Annotated in this window: 12 protein-coding genes; 7 read left to right on the top strand and 5 right to left on the bottom strand. The window is 67.4% G+C overall.

All coding sequences use genetic code 11. The annotated features are described in order from the left end of the window. The first annotated feature begins 44 nt into the window (after positions 1 to 44). Positions 45 to 1,106 (top strand): beta-keto acid cleavage family enzyme, encoded by a 1,062-nt coding sequence (locus tag MKD38_RS18550; protein ID WP_115682223.1) that lies wholly within the window; start codon positions 45 to 47, stop codon positions 1,104 to 1,106. 113 nt (positions 1,107 to 1,219) lie between these two features. Beyond that, on the top strand, positions 1,220 to 2,215 hold the full coding sequence (locus tag MKD38_RS18555; RefSeq protein ID WP_252678833.1) for a Bug family tripartite tricarboxylate transporter substrate binding protein: 996 nt from the start codon (positions 1,220 to 1,222) through the stop codon (positions 2,213 to 2,215). A 34-nt stretch (positions 2,216 to 2,249) separates the two neighbouring features. On the opposite strand, the gene MKD38_RS18560 is transcribed toward MKD38_RS18555, so the two are convergent. The 3 genes from MKD38_RS18560 to MKD38_RS18570 all read right to left on the bottom strand — a co-directional run bounded on the left by MKD38_RS18560 (position 2,250) and on the right by MKD38_RS18570 (position 5,129). Beyond that, positions 2,250 to 3,281 carry an AraC family transcriptional regulator gene (locus MKD38_RS18560; RefSeq protein WP_252679058.1) on the bottom strand — a complete coding sequence of 344 codons (1,032 nt, stop codon included), beginning with the start codon at positions 3,279 to 3,281 and terminating at the stop codon, positions 2,250 to 2,252. 189 nt (positions 3,282 to 3,470) lie between these two features. Then, positions 3,471 to 4,316 carry a TauD/TfdA dioxygenase family protein gene (locus MKD38_RS18565; RefSeq protein WP_252678835.1) on the bottom strand — a complete coding sequence of 282 codons (846 nt, stop codon included), beginning with the start codon at positions 4,314 to 4,316 and terminating at the stop codon, positions 3,471 to 3,473. Between the two features lie 156 nt (positions 4,317 to 4,472). Then, positions 4,473 to 5,129, bottom strand: a complete 657-nt coding sequence (locus tag MKD38_RS18570) for a dienelactone hydrolase family protein (protein ID WP_252678837.1) — start codon at positions 5,127 to 5,129, stop codon at positions 4,473 to 4,475. A gap of 212 nt (positions 5,130 to 5,341) precedes the next feature. On the opposite strand from MKD38_RS18570, the gene MKD38_RS18575 reads away from it, so the two are divergent. Further along, complete coding sequence (locus tag MKD38_RS18575) at positions 5,342 to 6,268, top strand: LysR family transcriptional regulator (RefSeq protein ID WP_062802302.1); 927 nt, start codon at positions 5,342 to 5,344, stop codon at positions 6,266 to 6,268. An 11-nt stretch (positions 6,269 to 6,279) separates the two neighbouring features. Here MKD38_RS18575 and MKD38_RS18580 read toward each other — a convergent pair whose 3' ends face one another. Both MKD38_RS18580 and MKD38_RS18585 read right to left on the bottom strand, forming a co-directional pair. After that, positions 6,280 to 7,863: an aldehyde dehydrogenase (NADP(+)) gene (locus MKD38_RS18580; RefSeq protein WP_252678839.1), complete on the bottom strand. Its 1,584-nt coding sequence runs from the start codon at positions 7,861 to 7,863 to the stop codon at positions 6,280 to 6,282. 99 nt (positions 7,864 to 7,962) lie between these two features. Further along, the gene (locus MKD38_RS18585; RefSeq protein WP_252678841.1) at positions 7,963 to 8,895 is read right to left on the bottom strand and encodes a dihydrodipicolinate synthase family protein; all 933 of its coding nucleotides are present in this window, start codon (positions 8,893 to 8,895) and stop codon (positions 7,963 to 7,965) included. Positions 8,896 to 9,006: 111 nt separating this feature from the next. Between MKD38_RS18585 and MKD38_RS18590 the strand changes: the two genes are divergently transcribed. The 4 genes from MKD38_RS18590 to MKD38_RS18605 all read left to right on the top strand — a co-directional run bounded on the left by MKD38_RS18590 (position 9,007) and on the right by MKD38_RS18605 (position 13,356). Continuing rightward, positions 9,007 to 9,963 (top strand): LysR substrate-binding domain-containing protein, encoded by a 957-nt coding sequence (locus MKD38_RS18590; RefSeq protein WP_252678843.1) that lies wholly within the window; start codon positions 9,007 to 9,009, stop codon positions 9,961 to 9,963. 108 nt (positions 9,964 to 10,071) lie between these two features. Continuing rightward, positions 10,072 to 11,049, top strand: coding sequence for a Bug family tripartite tricarboxylate transporter substrate binding protein (locus tag MKD38_RS18595; protein WP_252678845.1), 978 nt, complete (start codon positions 10,072 to 10,074; stop codon positions 11,047 to 11,049). Between the two features lie 16 nt (positions 11,050 to 11,065). Next, the gene (locus tag MKD38_RS18600; RefSeq protein ID WP_252678847.1) at positions 11,066 to 12,088 is read left to right on the top strand and encodes a 4-hydroxythreonine-4-phosphate dehydrogenase PdxA; all 1,023 of its coding nucleotides are present in this window, start codon (positions 11,066 to 11,068) and stop codon (positions 12,086 to 12,088) included. A 92-nt stretch (positions 12,089 to 12,180) separates the two neighbouring features. Further along, positions 12,181 to 13,356 carry an L-rhamnonate dehydratase gene (locus tag MKD38_RS18605; protein WP_252678849.1) on the top strand — a complete coding sequence of 392 codons (1,176 nt, stop codon included), beginning with the start codon at positions 12,181 to 12,183 and terminating at the stop codon, positions 13,354 to 13,356. Positions 13,357 to 13,409: the final 53 nt, after the last annotated feature.

Here is a 13,409-nt window from a genome sequence, read left to right on the forward strand (position 1 = left end):
CTTGAACAAGGCGGATCCATATCTCACCCTGGAGAGCCACCAGCATGAACTTCCTTGACGGCCACCTGTATCCCGAAAACCAGCAGCCCCTGATCATCACCGCCGCCCCCTATGCGCCGGGATGGATTCCGTCGGACTTTCCGGAAGATATCCCGGTCACCATGGAAGATCAGATCCAGAAGGCGGTGGATTGCTATGAAGCCGGTGCACGCGTGCTGCATCTGCATGTGCGCGAAGCCGACGGCAAGGGCAGCAAGCGCCTGTCCCAGTTCAACGAGCTGATCGCCGGGGTGCGCGCCGCTTGCCCTGAAATTGTCATCCAGGTGGGAGGTTCGATCAGCTTCGCGCCGGAAGAAGGCCAGGAAGCCAAATGGCTCGACGATGACACGCGGCATATGCTGGCCGAACTCGATCCGAAGCCCGACCAGGTCACCGTGACCGTCAATACGTCGCAGATGAACGTGACCGAGCATGCTGGCGTGGACGACTTCAAGGGGGTTTCGCGCGGATTCGCGCACCTCTACGGTACCTACAAGGACATGGTCGTGCCGTCGAATCCCAGCTGGTTCGAGGAGCACGTCCGACGCCTGACCGCCGCCGGCATCCAAAGCGAATTCCAGTGCTACAACATCAACAGCTTCGAGACGATCGAGCGGATGATTCGCCGCGGCGTTTACAAGGGCCCGCTGGTCATGAACTGGGTGGCGATCAGCGGTGGCATGGACCAGGCCAACATCTACAACCTGGCCAACATCCTGCGTGCCGTGCCGGATGGCGCCGTGGTCACGGTGGAGAGTTCGGTGCTGAATGTGCTGCCCATCAACATGATCGGCATGGCGTTGGGCCTGCATGTGCGGTGTGGCATCGAGGACGTGCTGTGGAACCAGACCCGCACGGGCAAGATGAGCACGGTCGAGCAGATCAGGCAACTGGTGCGCATCGCCGGCGAATTCGGCCGCCCCATCGCCACCGCGCAGCAGACCCGGGAGATCCTGCAGCTTGGCGTCTTCTACGACACCGTGGAAGAAACGCTGCAGAAGAATGGCTTTGCCCCCAATCGCAACGGTGGCCACCAGGGCTTCCTGCGCAAGGCCGAGTGCATGTAAGGAAATCTTCGAACGGCTCACTCGGTCCCGTCATGTGCGTCGCCCTGCCGCCAGGGCGACGCACATGGAAACAGTAACCGAGCGTCAACACGGCAAGTACATGGAGGCAGACAATGGCATGGCGAATTCAACGGCTGGTTGCTGTCACGCTGGGCACGGGAGCGCTGCTGGCGTGGTCCGCGGCCGGCTCGGTGCAGGCGGAAGCAGCCTGGCCCACACGCCCGATCCAGATGGTCGTGGCATCGTCGGCAGGATCAGGAACCGATGCCCTGGCACGCGTGATGGCGCAACGCCTGTCGGTCGCCCTGAAGCAACCGGTCGTCATTGAAAACCGCCCGGGCGGCAGTGGCGTCATCGGGACAAGCGCCGTAGTCAAGGCGCCTGCGGACGGATACACGGTCCTCTACACCACCGCATCGAACCAGGTCGTCGCTCCGGCCGTGCTGAAACACCTTCCGTATGACCCGAAGAAGAGCCTGGTCCCCATCGCCGAGACGGCCGAGGGTGGCGTGCTGCTGCTGGTCAGCAACGACCTGCCCGCGCACAACCTGCAGGAGCTGGTCCAGCTGCTGAAGGCGAACCCGGACAAGTACAGCTACGCGAGTTGGGCCACGGGTTCTTCAGGGCAGCTGACCATGGAATGGCTCAAGAAGCAGACCGGCATCAAGGCGGAGCATGTCGCATACAAGACCTCCAATCAGCTATTGACCGACCTTTCCTCGGGGGTCGTGAAAATCGGTTGGACCGACCCGGCCGCGCCCGTTCCTTTCCTGCGCGCCGGCAAGGTCCGCGCCATTGCCGTCACCGGCACCGTGCGCGCGCCGAAGCTGCCGGATGTCAAGACCATGGGGGAACAGGGCTATCCGTTCGATATGACGGGCTGGTTCGGCATGTTCGCGCCCGCGGGAACCAGCCCGGCCATCGTCAAGCGGCTGGCCGATGAGGTCAGCAAGGTCCAGGCGTCCCCGGAGCTCGCCACGATGATGAAGACCATGAACTTCGGGCCGCCGCCGGTGAAGACCCCGGTGCAGTTCGGCGAGACGGTCAGCCACGATCTGCAGGCCTGGGCGAAGATCGCGGCCGATGCAAAGATCCGGCTGGATGAATGAACCAGACCGGCCCGCAAATCCTGTTGACGGAGCGTTATGCCCGGCTTGCCGTCGAAGGTGCTGCGGGTCGGCGCGCGATGCGGCTCTCCCTGGGGCTGCAACCGAATTGCGCGTGATACCAGCGCGAGAAACCGCTCAGCGCAGAAAAGCCAAGCATGGTCGCCACTTCAGTCAGGGGACGATCGCTCTCGATGACATGACGCGTCGCAAGCTCCGTGCGCACGTCATTGACGATGGTCGAGAAGCTCTGCCCCTCTTCGGCCAGGCGGCGCTGAACCGTGCGGCACACCACGCCCAGGCTTTCGGCCACCTGTTCGATGCTGCAGCGGCCGCTGGGCAACAGCAACAGGACCGCGCGGCGCACGTCCTCGCGCATTGTGGTCCGCTGCGACATGGCGGAGCTGTCGACCAGGCGCTGCGCGTAGCGAGCCATGGCGGGATCGGCCCAGGGGTTGCGCGCATCGAGATCGGCCTTCGCGCAGACGATGCCGTTGAAGTCGCAATTGAATTCGATGCGAGGGCCCAGGAAGCGATGGTGGGCACTGAGGTCGCGCGGCGCGGCGTGTTCGAAGCATACGCGTAGCGGCTGCCAGTCGGGCCGGAGCAGCTGGCGTATCAATCGCACCATGACGCCGAGCGCCAGCTCCATCCTCTGGCGAGTCGGCTGGTGTGCACTGCCAGCGATCAGCGTCTCGCGGATGATGACCAGTTCGCCACACTCTTCGACCGCCAGCGACTGCGCACCATTGAGCATCGGCTGGTAGCGCATCAGCATGTCGAGCGAATCACGCAGCGTCGCCTGGTCGCGGATCAGCATGCCTACCGCCCCAAGATTCGACAGCAGGCGTGACTCTGCCATGCACAAGCCGAAACTCTCATTGCCCGAGATGTCGGCGGAGGCCTGGAGCAGGCGACCAAAACGCTCGACCGGAATCTTGAGGTCCGGCTCGCGCAGCACGCCTGGACTCAACCCCGCGTCAAACAGCATCCGCACCGGGTCCAGCCCGGCGGCCCGGGCGACCTCGCTGTAGTTGGTGAGGGCTGCTGCGCGCACAAGTAACGACATCTGGAACTGACGCAGAAAATTGACAGCCCATGATAAATAGCCGCCATGCCTTGTCAAGCGAGGATAACCCGCGACGTTGCTCGTGTCGAAGCCGCCGCACGGCTCAACGCTACGCGTGACGGCCGACGTTCACTTCGACGTCTTCCGCCCTGCCGGCAGCGCGGAGGTGCTTGCCTCCGCCAGTGCAGATCAGTAGGGGATATCGCCGACGATGCCGGCGCGCTCCAGCTTGCGCGGTGCGGGGTAGTAGTCGTTCACGGCGTAGTGCTGCGTGCTGCGGTTGTCCCAGACGGCAACATCGCCCTGCTGCCAGGCCCAGCGCACCTGGTACTCGGGAATGGTGGCGCGGCTGGTCAGGTAGTTGAGCAGCAGCGAGGCGCCGGGCGACTTGTCGATGCCGTGGCGCACGTTTTCCGGCGTGCTGTAGTTGGTGAAGTGCGTCGTGAACGAGGCACCGACAAACAGGATCTTCTCCCCGGTCTCCGGATGGGTACGCACCACCGGATGCTCTACCGGCGGATGTTCGCTGGCCAGCCTGGCACGGTCTTCGGGTGTCATGACGGCGCCGAAGCTGTGCTCGATGCTCGCCCTCGCGCGCAAGCCGTCGATCTTGCGCTTGATCTCCTCGGGCAGCTCTTCGTAGGCCTTCGCCATGTTGACCCAGATGGTGTCGCCGCCGATCTCAGGACATTCGATGCAGCGCAGTACCGCCCCCATGGCTGGGTTGGGCCGCCACAGGCCGTCGCAGTGATAGCTGTTCTCGTAGCTGTGCGGGTTGTCGCTGCGGTAGACCTTCACGAGTCCGGCATGTTCTGGAACACTGCCGGCCACGGGATGGTCTTCCAGCTTGCCGAAGCCGCTCGCGAAGGCCACGTGATCGGCGCGCGAGACCTCTTGTTTGCGAAAGAAGAGTACCTTGTACTTGAGCAGCGCCGCACGGATTTCGGCGAAGAGCGCCGGGTCGCGTGCCGCCTCGCCAAGGTTGACGCCGGAAATCTCGGCGCCGATGGCGGGGGTGATTTGCCTGATCTTCATTGCTGTGTCTCCTGCAGGTCGGTCGATCGTCGGACGCTTCCGCGTCCGGCCTATTGCAGGCCAGTATCAGGCGCTCCCCCGGCTACCTGCTTACTTTGCAGGGACATTGACTTGCCAGTTGGCGACACTCGGGGCGCAGGCGTCCCCACACGTTGCTCAGGGCGATGCCTTGCACAGATAGCGCTCGAACCATTGCGCCGCCAGGCGGGCCACCGACTGCAGCGCGCCGGGCTCTTCGAACAGATGGGAAGCGCCGGGGACGATCACCAGCTTCTTCGGACATGACAGCTGGGCGAAGGCCGACTCGTTCCGTTCCAGCACGCTGACATCGAGCCCGCCCACGATCAGCATGGTCGGTGTCGGCAGGGTGGCAAGGGCGTCGGCGCCTGCCAGGTCGACCCTGCCGCCGCGCGAGACGATGGCGCCGATCGGGATTGGCGACCTGCTCGCGGCGCGAATCGATGCGGCGGCACCAATGCTGGCGCCGAAGTAGCCCAGTCGAGCTGGCATGCCGGCCTGCTGCGCGACCCAGCTGGTGGCATGGGCAAGCCGCTCGGCCAGCAACGCGACGTCGAAGCGGATCGCCTGCACCTGGTCTTCGTCGGGAAGCAGCAGGTCCATCAGCAAGGTTCCCATGCCGCCGCGATTGAGTTCGGCGGCCACGTAGCGATTGCGCGGGCTATGGCGCGAACTGCCGGTGCCGTGCGCGAACAGTACCAATGCCGCGGCGCCCGGTGGCAGCGCGAGGACGCCTTGCAAGATCACGCCGGCGGCCGGGATCGTCACCTCGGTGATGTTGGCATCGCCATGCATGGTGCTGGCCTCCCATGGATGTAACGGATGCGGCCCCGAAGTGCAGGGCGTGACAACCGGCCGCATCGCCATTCACTATAGGGCGGGCATGGCAGCGAGGCCAGCCACCGGTTGGACAGCGATATCTGCAGGTTGACCATCCTGGGTAAAGCGATAAGAATTTGCGATCACAGGCGCGAGCCTGTCCTTCCATCCCCGCCTTCGTCCTTCCCATGATTCCACCCGTCAGCACACTCCACGGCCGCCTCAAGATGCAGCACCTGCGCCTGCTGCTTGCCGTGGAAGAGCGCGGCTCGCTGCGCCAGGCCGCGGAAGCGCTGACGCTGACCCAGCCCGCGGTCAGCAAGATGCTGCAGGACATGGAAGACCTGCTTGGCGTGCCACTGTTCGAGCGCCATGCGCGCGGGCTGCGGCCGACGCGCTTCGGGCTGGCGGCAACGCGCTATGCGCGGCTGGTGTTTGCGGATATGGGCGGCTTGCGCGACGAGCTGGTGGCGCTGGAATCGGGCAAGATCGGGCGCGTGCGTGTCGGCGCGGTGATGGCGCCGACGCCGGGGCTGCTTGCCGACGTGATCCGGCAACTGAACCGCGATCATCCGCGGCTGGAGGTGGCGGTGCACGTCGAGACCAGCGACGTGCTGATGCCGCAGCTCGAGCGCGACCAGCTCGACCTCGTGCTGGGCCGGGTGCCGGATGGCTGGGACAGCAGCGGGCTGGAGTTCGAGCAGCTGGGCGACGAGGGGCTGGCGATCGTGGTCGGGCCGCAGCATCCGCTGGCGCGGCGGCGCAAGCTGTCGTTCGCCGAGCTGACGCGCTACCCGTGGATCATGCAGCCGCGCCCGAGCCCGATGCGCGCGCTGATCGACCGCTCGTTCGAGGATGCCGGCGTGCCGGCGCCGCCGTCGACCATCGAGACCGCGGCGGTGCTGATGACCACCTCGTTGCTGGCGGACAGCGAGCTGATCGCGGTGTTGCCGGAGTCGGTGGCGGCCTACTACGGCCGGCTGGGCGCGCTGGCGGTGTTGCCGCTGCCGCTGCCGCGCAAGCTGGGGCCGTATGGCATCGTCACGCGGCGCGGCCGCCCGCCGACCGCATCGATGAGCCTGCTGATCGATGCGTTGCGGGCGCGGTCGCGCTAGCGCGCTGGTGTTTAGTCGGCGCTGCCGGGCAGTTTGCCGTCGACGCGCCAGTGGTGTCGCTGCGGGCTATCCGGGCGCAGCGAAGCGGGCAGCAGCCCGGCCGGCATGTCCTGGTAGCTGACCGGGCGCACGAAGCGCGCGATCGCCAGGCTGCCGACCGAAGTGCTGCGGCCGTCGGAAGTAGCCGGCCACGGACCGCCATGCACCATCGCATGGCCGACTTCCACGCCGGTGCCGAAGCCGTTGACCAGGATGCGCCCCGCCAGCCGTTCCAGCGCGGGCAGCAACGGGCGGGCGGCGTCGTGGTCGGCGTCGTCGAGATGCAGCGCGGCGGTCAGCTGGCCTTCCAGCGTATCGATGATGCCGCGCACCTCGGCCAGGTCGCGGCAGCGCACCACCAGCGCGGCGGCGCCGAAGACTTCGTGGCGCAGCGCCGGGTCGGCGAGGAAGGCCGCGGCGTCGGTGGCGAACAGCGCCGCCTGTCCCTGCGTGGCCGATCCTGCCGGGCCGCGCGCGATGGTCTGTACCTGGGCGTGCCCGGCGAGCGACGCCACGCCGGCGCAATAGGCGCGATGGATGCCGGGGGTCAGCATCGTCGCCGCGGGCAGCGTGTCCAGCCGCGCCGAGGCGGCCTGCAGGAAGCGATCGAGGTCGTCCCCTGCAACGGCCAGCACCAGGCCGGGATTGGTGCAGAACTGCCCGGCGCCCAGCGTCAGCGAATCGGCGAAGGCGGTGCCGATGGCTTCGGCGCGGCTGGCCAGCGCATGCGGGAACAGCAGCACCGGGTTGACGCTGCTCATCTCGGCAAACACCGGGATAGGCTCCGGCCGCGCTGCAGCCAGCGCCATCAGCGCCATGCCGCCCGTGCGCGAGCCGGTGAAGCCCACCGCCTTGATGCGCGGATCGCACACCAGCCCCTGGCCGATTTCCAGGCCGGCGTCGAACAGCAGCGAGAACGTGCCTGCGGGCAGGTCCATGCCGGCCACGGCCTGCTGGACGGCGCGGCCGACCAGCTCCGAGGTGCCGGGATGCGCCGGATGCGCCTTGACGATGACGGGGCAACCGGCGGCCAGCGCCGATGCGGTATCGCCGCCCGCCACCGAGAATGCCAGCGGAAAATTGCTGGCGCCGAACACCGCCACCGGGCCCAGCGGGATATGGCGCAGGCGCAGGTCCGGGCGCGGCAGCGGCTTGCGTTCGGGCTGGGCCGGGTCCACGCGCAGTTCAAGGAAATCGCCCCGGCGCAGCATGTTCGCGAACAGCCGCAGCTGGCCCACGGTGCGGCCGCGCTCGCCTTCGATGCGGGCGCGCGGCAGGCCGGATTCGGCCACGCAGCGGTCGACCAGCGCATCGCCGAGCGCGAGGATGTTGGCCGCGATGGCTTCAAGGAAATCGGCGCGGCGCTCGGGGGCGGTCTCGCGATAGGTATCGAACGCCTGCCAGGCGAGGGCGCAGGCGTGGTCGAGCTGCTGGGGCGTGGCGCCGCCGAAGGCGGGGTCCAGTTGAGTGCCGGTGGCGGCGTCGATGGCGTGGAGGGTGCCGTGGGTGCCGCGGGGGGATTCGCGGCCGATCAGGAGGTTGCCGGTGAGGGTCATGATGGGGTTTGGGAAGGCGTTGGCAGGCGTGCGTTCAGAACGGGAAGGGGGGCTGGCGTGCGCCGTGACTTCATGGCGGCGCCGGCATCGCAGAAATCCTCACCGCCCCCACCGCAACACCATCGGATCCAGCCGCCGCGCGATCCGCAGCAGCCCTTCGCGCGTGGCCGGGTGCATCGGCTGCAGCGGGTGGCGTACCGCGTCCGACGCGATCACGCCGCCTGCCTGCATCAGCACCTTGCTGGTGGCCAGCCAGCCCTGGCGGTTTTCGTAGTTGATCAGCGGCAGCCATTGCTGGTAGCGCTGCGCGGCCAGTTCCGCGTCGCCGGCCTGCCAGGCATCGAGGATCTGGCGGATGCCGTCGGGAAAGCCCGCGCCGGTCATGGCGCCGGTGGCGCCCGCTTCCAGGTCGGCCATCAGCGTGATGGCCTCTTCGCCATCCCACGGGCCGACGATGGCGTCGCCGCCCAGTTCGATCAGCTCGCGCAGCTTGGCCGCGGCCTGCGGCACCTCGATCTTGAAGTACGACACATTGCCGATCTCGCGCGCCATGCGCGCGAGGAACGGCGCGCTCAGCGTAGTGCCGCTGACCGGCGCGTCCTGGATCATGATGGGGATGTCGATCGCGTCCGAGACCGTGGCGAAGAATTCATAGATGCTGCGCTCGGGCATGCGGATGGTGGCGCCGTGATAGGGCGGCATCACCATCACCATGGCCGCGCCAGCGTCCTGCGCCGCGCGGCTGCGCTCGGCGCACAGGCGCGAACTGAAATGCGTGGTGGTAACGATCACCGGCACGCGGCCGTCGACGTGTTCGAGCACGGTCTTCATCAGCACGTTGCGCTCGTCGTCGCTCAGCACGAACTGCTCGGAGAAATTGGCCAGGATGCACAGGCCGTGCGAGCCGGCATCGATCATGAAGTCGATGCAGCGGCGCTGGCCGTCCAGGTCGAGACCGCCGTGCGCGTCGAAGATCGTGGGCGCCACCGGGAATACGCCGCGGTAGACGGTAGGGGTTGGGCTGCGGGTCATGGTCTCGCTCCGGCTGTCGATCAATGGTCGGGCCAATATACGAGCCGTCCGGCGGGCTGTATATTGAAACCTTTCCATCTGGTGATCGCTTTTGCGACTCACCGCCATATCATGAAATCCACCCTCGAGACCGTCATGGGCCGCCTGCGCGTGAAGCAACTGCAACTGCTGATCGCGCTGGACGAACACGCATCGCTGCACCAGGCGGCCGCGGCCATGGCGATGACCCAGTCCGCGGCGAGCAAGTCGCTGCAGGAGCTGGAAAGCATGCTGGAGGCGCCGTTGTTCGAGCGCTCGCGGCGCGGCATGCGCCCCAACGCCTTTGGCCACTGCGTGATCCGGCATGCGCGCCAGCTGGTGGCGGACCTGGGCGCGATGTGCGACGAGGTGGCCGGCATCCGCGCCGGCAGCGGCGGCCGTGTCGCCGTCGGCACCATCATGGGCGCGGTGCCCGAGGTGCTGGTGCCGGCGCTGGCGCAGTTGCGCCAGGCGCACCCCGACTTGGCGCTGGAAGTGATCGAGGACACCAGCCGCCGCCTGCTGGAACTGCTCGATGACGGCCACCTGGACCTGGTGATCGGCCGCTCGCTGGTCAGCGACGAGCCAGCCCGCTACCACTACCACCCGCTTGGCGACGAGCAGGTGGCGGTGGTGGTGGGACGTTCGCATCCGGCGCCGCGCGCGGCCGCGATGGGGTTTGCCGACCTCGCGGGATATCGCTGGATCACGTATGCCGGCCATATGCCGATGCATGCGCTGCTGCAGCGCGAACTGGACCTGGCCGGCATGAGCTTCCCGGCCAATGCGGTGTCGACCTCGTCGGCGTTCGTCACGGTGTCGATGCTGCAGGGCGATCCCCGGCTGGTATCGCTGCTGCCGGCGGGCGTGGCCGCCATGTTCGAGCGCCAGAAAATGCTGCGCATCCTGCCGGTGCGGCTGCAGTCGCGCCAGCAGACCTTCGGCATCGTCACGCGGCGCGGCGGCGGCCTGTCGGCGGCGGCGCGGCAACTGGTCGCTATCCTGAAAGCGGGACAGGCCACGTCCTCCGGGGCCGGCGCCAAGGTATAACGTCAGGTGATCGCCAGTTCAAAAAACGTCAGTAGTGGCGAATCGCTGATGCTCCTATAGTCTGGCCATCCGCGCCGCAGAGCCGGACAGCAAACGACGGAGACAGCAATGAAGACATGGATCGCCGGCACACTCGCCGGCCTCGCCACGGTGGCCGCTGTGGCCGCGACAGCAGGTGCGGCATGGGCCCAGGACACGCGGCCGGTGCGGCTGATGGTGGGCGCCGCCCCGGGCGGCGGCACCGACGTGATGGCGCGTATCGTCTCCGACAAGCTTGCCGCGCAGCTGAAGCAGCCGGTGGTGGTCGACAACCGCCCCGGCGCATCCAACACCATTGCCGCGGACATTACCGCCAAGGCGCCGGCGGACGGCAATACGCTGCTGATGGGCGTGGTCACCTCGCAGGCGATCGCGCCACACCTGCTCAAGCTGCAGTTCGATCCGCTCAAGGACCTGGCGCCGGTGGCGCTGGTGTCGACGGTGCCCAATGTGCTGGTGGTCAACAGCCAGGTGACGGCGCGCGACGTCAAGGCTCTGGTGGCGCAGATCCAGGCCAATCCGGACAAGTTCCGCTACAGCTCGTCGGGGGTCGGCAGCACCCAGCACCTGGCCGGCGCGGCCTTTGCGCGCCAGATCAAGGGCAAGCTGCTGCATGTGCCGTACAAGAGCAGCAGCAGCGCGCTGGTGGACCTGATGGGCGGGCAGGTCGATATGAGCTTCGAGACCATGCCCTCGGTCATCGGCCATATCAAGGCCGGCAAGCTGCGCGCGCTGGCCGTGACCGCCGACCAGCGCTCGGCCCTGCTGCCCAACGTGCCCACGCTGGCCGAAGCCGGCGTGCCCGGCATCCAGATGAGCGCGTGGTACGGTGTCTATGCCCCGGCCGGCACGCCGCCGGCGACGCTGCAGAAGCTGGGCGGCGCGCTCGCCACGGTGATCAAGGACCCCGACACGGTACGCCGGCTGGCCGACGTGGGCGCGGTGCCCGGTGCGCTGACCGCGGCGCAGTTCGATGCGTTCTCGCGCGCCGAATACGTGCGCTACGGCAAGCTGATCGCCGAACTGGGCGTCAAGCTCGACCAATAACCTCTACGGAAGCCTCATGCATCCCCGTCCAAGAATCGCCATGGTGCTGGGCGACCCCGCCGGCATCGGTCCCGAACTGATCGCCCGGCTGCTGGCCGATGCCGGCACCGCCGCGCAGGCCGAGATCCTGCTGATCGCCGACCGCGCCGAATGGCGCCACGGCATGCAGGTCGCCGGAGTCGAGCTGGCCCTGGCCGAGACCGATGTGCCCGCCTTCGCCACCGACGGCCAGCCGCGCCTGTACCACTGGCAGCTGCCCGACAGCGCGGCCTATGCGCGCGGCGTGGCCAGCGCCGAAGGCGGGCGCTACAGCCTGGGCACGCTGAAGCTGGCACTGGAGCTGGCGCAGGCCGGACAGGCCGATGCGATCCTGTTCGGACCGCTCAACAAGAGTTCGTTGCACGCCGCCGGCATGGCCCACAGCGACGAGCTGCACTGGTTCGCCGAACAGCTCGGCTACCACGGCGATTTCTGCGAGTTCAACGTGCTGGACGGGCTGTGGACCTCGCGCGTGACCTCGCACGTCGCGCTCAAGGACGTGCCGGCGCTGATCACGCCGGAGCGCGTGGGCGGTGCGATCGACCTGATCGACCAGGCGCTGCGCCGCGCCGGCATGGCCAGCCCGCGCATCGCGGTATGCGGCCTGAACCCGCACAACGGCGACAACGGCGCCTTCGGCCGCGAAGAGATCGACGTGATCGCCCCCGCCGTCGCCGCGGCGTGCGAGCGCGGCGTCGATGCGCAGGGCCCGTTCCCGGCCGACACCATCTTCCTGAAGGTGCAGGGCGGTCCGTCGCAGCGGCAGTTCGACGCCATCGTCACCATGTACCACGACCAGGGCCAGATCGGCATCAAGCTGATGGGCTTCTCGCGCGGCGTGACGGTGCAGGGCGGGCTGCCGGTGCCGATCACCACGCCCGCGCACGGCACCGCGTTCGACATCACGCAGCAGGGCCGCGCCGATCCCGGCGCCACGCTGCAGGCGTTCCAGATCGCCTGCCGCATGGGTGCGCAACGGCGCGCCGCCGCCCAAGCCTAGGCCGCCCGTCTCTCCCTAACCGAATCCGGCAGGACCGCCCCCGGCGCGGCCGGGGCGCGTTCGCGCCAACGCATTGCCATCAGGAGCTGAATATGAAGATCACCAACGTCCGCGCCCGCGTCTTTGAATGGAAGGGCAAGACCGTGCCGCCGCAGGCGCACTTCTGCACCAACGCCACCGACATCCTGTACGAGCGCGGCGATGCCATGGGCTCGTTCCGCTTCCACGGCTGGATGGTGGTCGAGATCGAGACCGATACCGGCCTGGTCGGCATCGGCAACTGCGCGCTGGCGCCGCGCGTGGCCAAGCAGATCGTCGACCAGTACCTGGCCCCGGTGGTGCTCGGCCAGGACCCGTTCGACAACGAATACCTGTGGCAGAAGATGTATCGCCGCACCCACGCCTGGGGCCGCAAGGGCATCGGCATGGCGGCGATCTCGGCGGTGGATATCGCGCTGTGGGACCTGATGGGCAAGGCGGTCGGCAAGCCGGTGTTCAAGCTGCTGGGCGGGCGCACCAAGGAAAAGATCTGGTGCTACGCCTCCAAGCTCTACAACAACGACGACCGCGATGCCTTCCTGGCCGAAGCGCAAAGCTACCTCGACCAGGGCTTTACCGCGATGAAGATGCGCTTCGGCTACGGTCCCAAGGACGGCCCCGCCGGCATGCAGAAGAACCTCGAGCAGGTGCGGCTGCTGCGCGAGCTGGTCGGCGACGGCGTCGACATCATGCTGGAGTGCTACATGGGCTGGACGCTCGAATACGCGCGCCGCATGCTGCCGCGCCTGGCCGAGTTCAATCCGCGCTGGCTCGAAGAGCCCGTGATCGCCGACGATATCGAGGGCTATGTCGAACTGAAGAAGGCCAGTCCGTTCCCGATCTCCGGCGGCGAGCACGAGTTCACCTCGTACGGCTTCAAGGACCTGCTGGAGCGCCGCGCGGTCGACGTGATCCAGTACGACACCAACCGCGTCGGCGGCATCACTGCGGCGCAGAAGATCAATGCCATGGCCGAGGCCTGGTCGGTGCCGGTGATCCCGCACGCCGGACAGATGCACAACTACCACCTGACCATGGCCTCGACCGCATCGCCGATGGCCGAGTACTTCCCGGTGCATGACGTCGAGGTCGGCAACGAGCTGTTCTACTACATCTTCAAGGGCGACCCGGCGCCGGACAATGGTTACCTGCAGCTCGACGACAACCTGCCGGGGCTGGGGCTGGAACTGAACGAGGCGTACTTCAGCCAGTTCAACATCATCGGCTGAAGGCCGGCTGACCTGGCCCGGCGCACTACAATCAAGAAGCGCAATGCCCTTGT

Origin of the sequence: Cupriavidus sp. WGlv3, from assembly GCF_023952475.1 — a bacterium.
In the GTDB taxonomy this organism is placed as follows: Bacteria; Pseudomonadota; Gammaproteobacteria; order Burkholderiales; family Burkholderiaceae; genus Cupriavidus; species Cupriavidus phytorum.

Coding starts and splice junctions, on each gene's coding strand:
- MKD38_RS18560 (WP_252679058.1), bottom strand. CDS start 3,281: ATGTCGTTACTTGTGCGCGCAGCAGCCCTCACCAACTACAGCGAGGTC.
- MKD38_RS18570 (WP_252678837.1), bottom strand. CDS start 5,129: ATGCATGGCGATGCCAACATCACCGAGGTGACGATCCCGGCCGCCGGC.
- MKD38_RS18595 (WP_252678845.1), top strand. CDS start 10,072: ATGAAGACATGGATCGCCGGCACACTCGCCGGCCTCGCCACGGTGGCC.
- MKD38_RS18605 (WP_252678849.1), top strand. CDS start 12,181: ATGAAGATCACCAACGTCCGCGCCCGCGTCTTTGAATGGAAGGGCAAG.
- MKD38_RS18555 (WP_252678833.1), top strand. CDS start 1,220: ATGGCATGGCGAATTCAACGGCTGGTTGCTGTCACGCTGGGCACGGGA.
- MKD38_RS18600 (WP_252678847.1), top strand. CDS start 11,066: ATGCATCCCCGTCCAAGAATCGCCATGGTGCTGGGCGACCCCGCCGGC.
- MKD38_RS18565 (WP_252678835.1), bottom strand. CDS start 4,316: ATGAAGATCAGGCAAATCACCCCCGCCATCGGCGCCGAGATTTCCGGC.
- MKD38_RS18550 (WP_115682223.1), top strand. CDS start 45: ATGAACTTCCTTGACGGCCACCTGTATCCCGAAAACCAGCAGCCCCTG.
- MKD38_RS18585 (WP_252678841.1), bottom strand. CDS start 8,895: ATGACCCGCAGCCCAACCCCTACCGTCTACCGCGGCGTATTCCCGGTG.
- MKD38_RS18575 (WP_062802302.1), top strand. CDS start 5,342: ATGATTCCACCCGTCAGCACACTCCACGGCCGCCTCAAGATGCAGCAC.
- MKD38_RS18580 (WP_252678839.1), bottom strand. CDS start 7,863: ATGACCCTCACCGGCAACCTCCTGATCGGCCGCGAATCCCCCCGCGGC.
- MKD38_RS18590 (WP_252678843.1), top strand. CDS start 9,007: ATGAAATCCACCCTCGAGACCGTCATGGGCCGCCTGCGCGTGAAGCAA.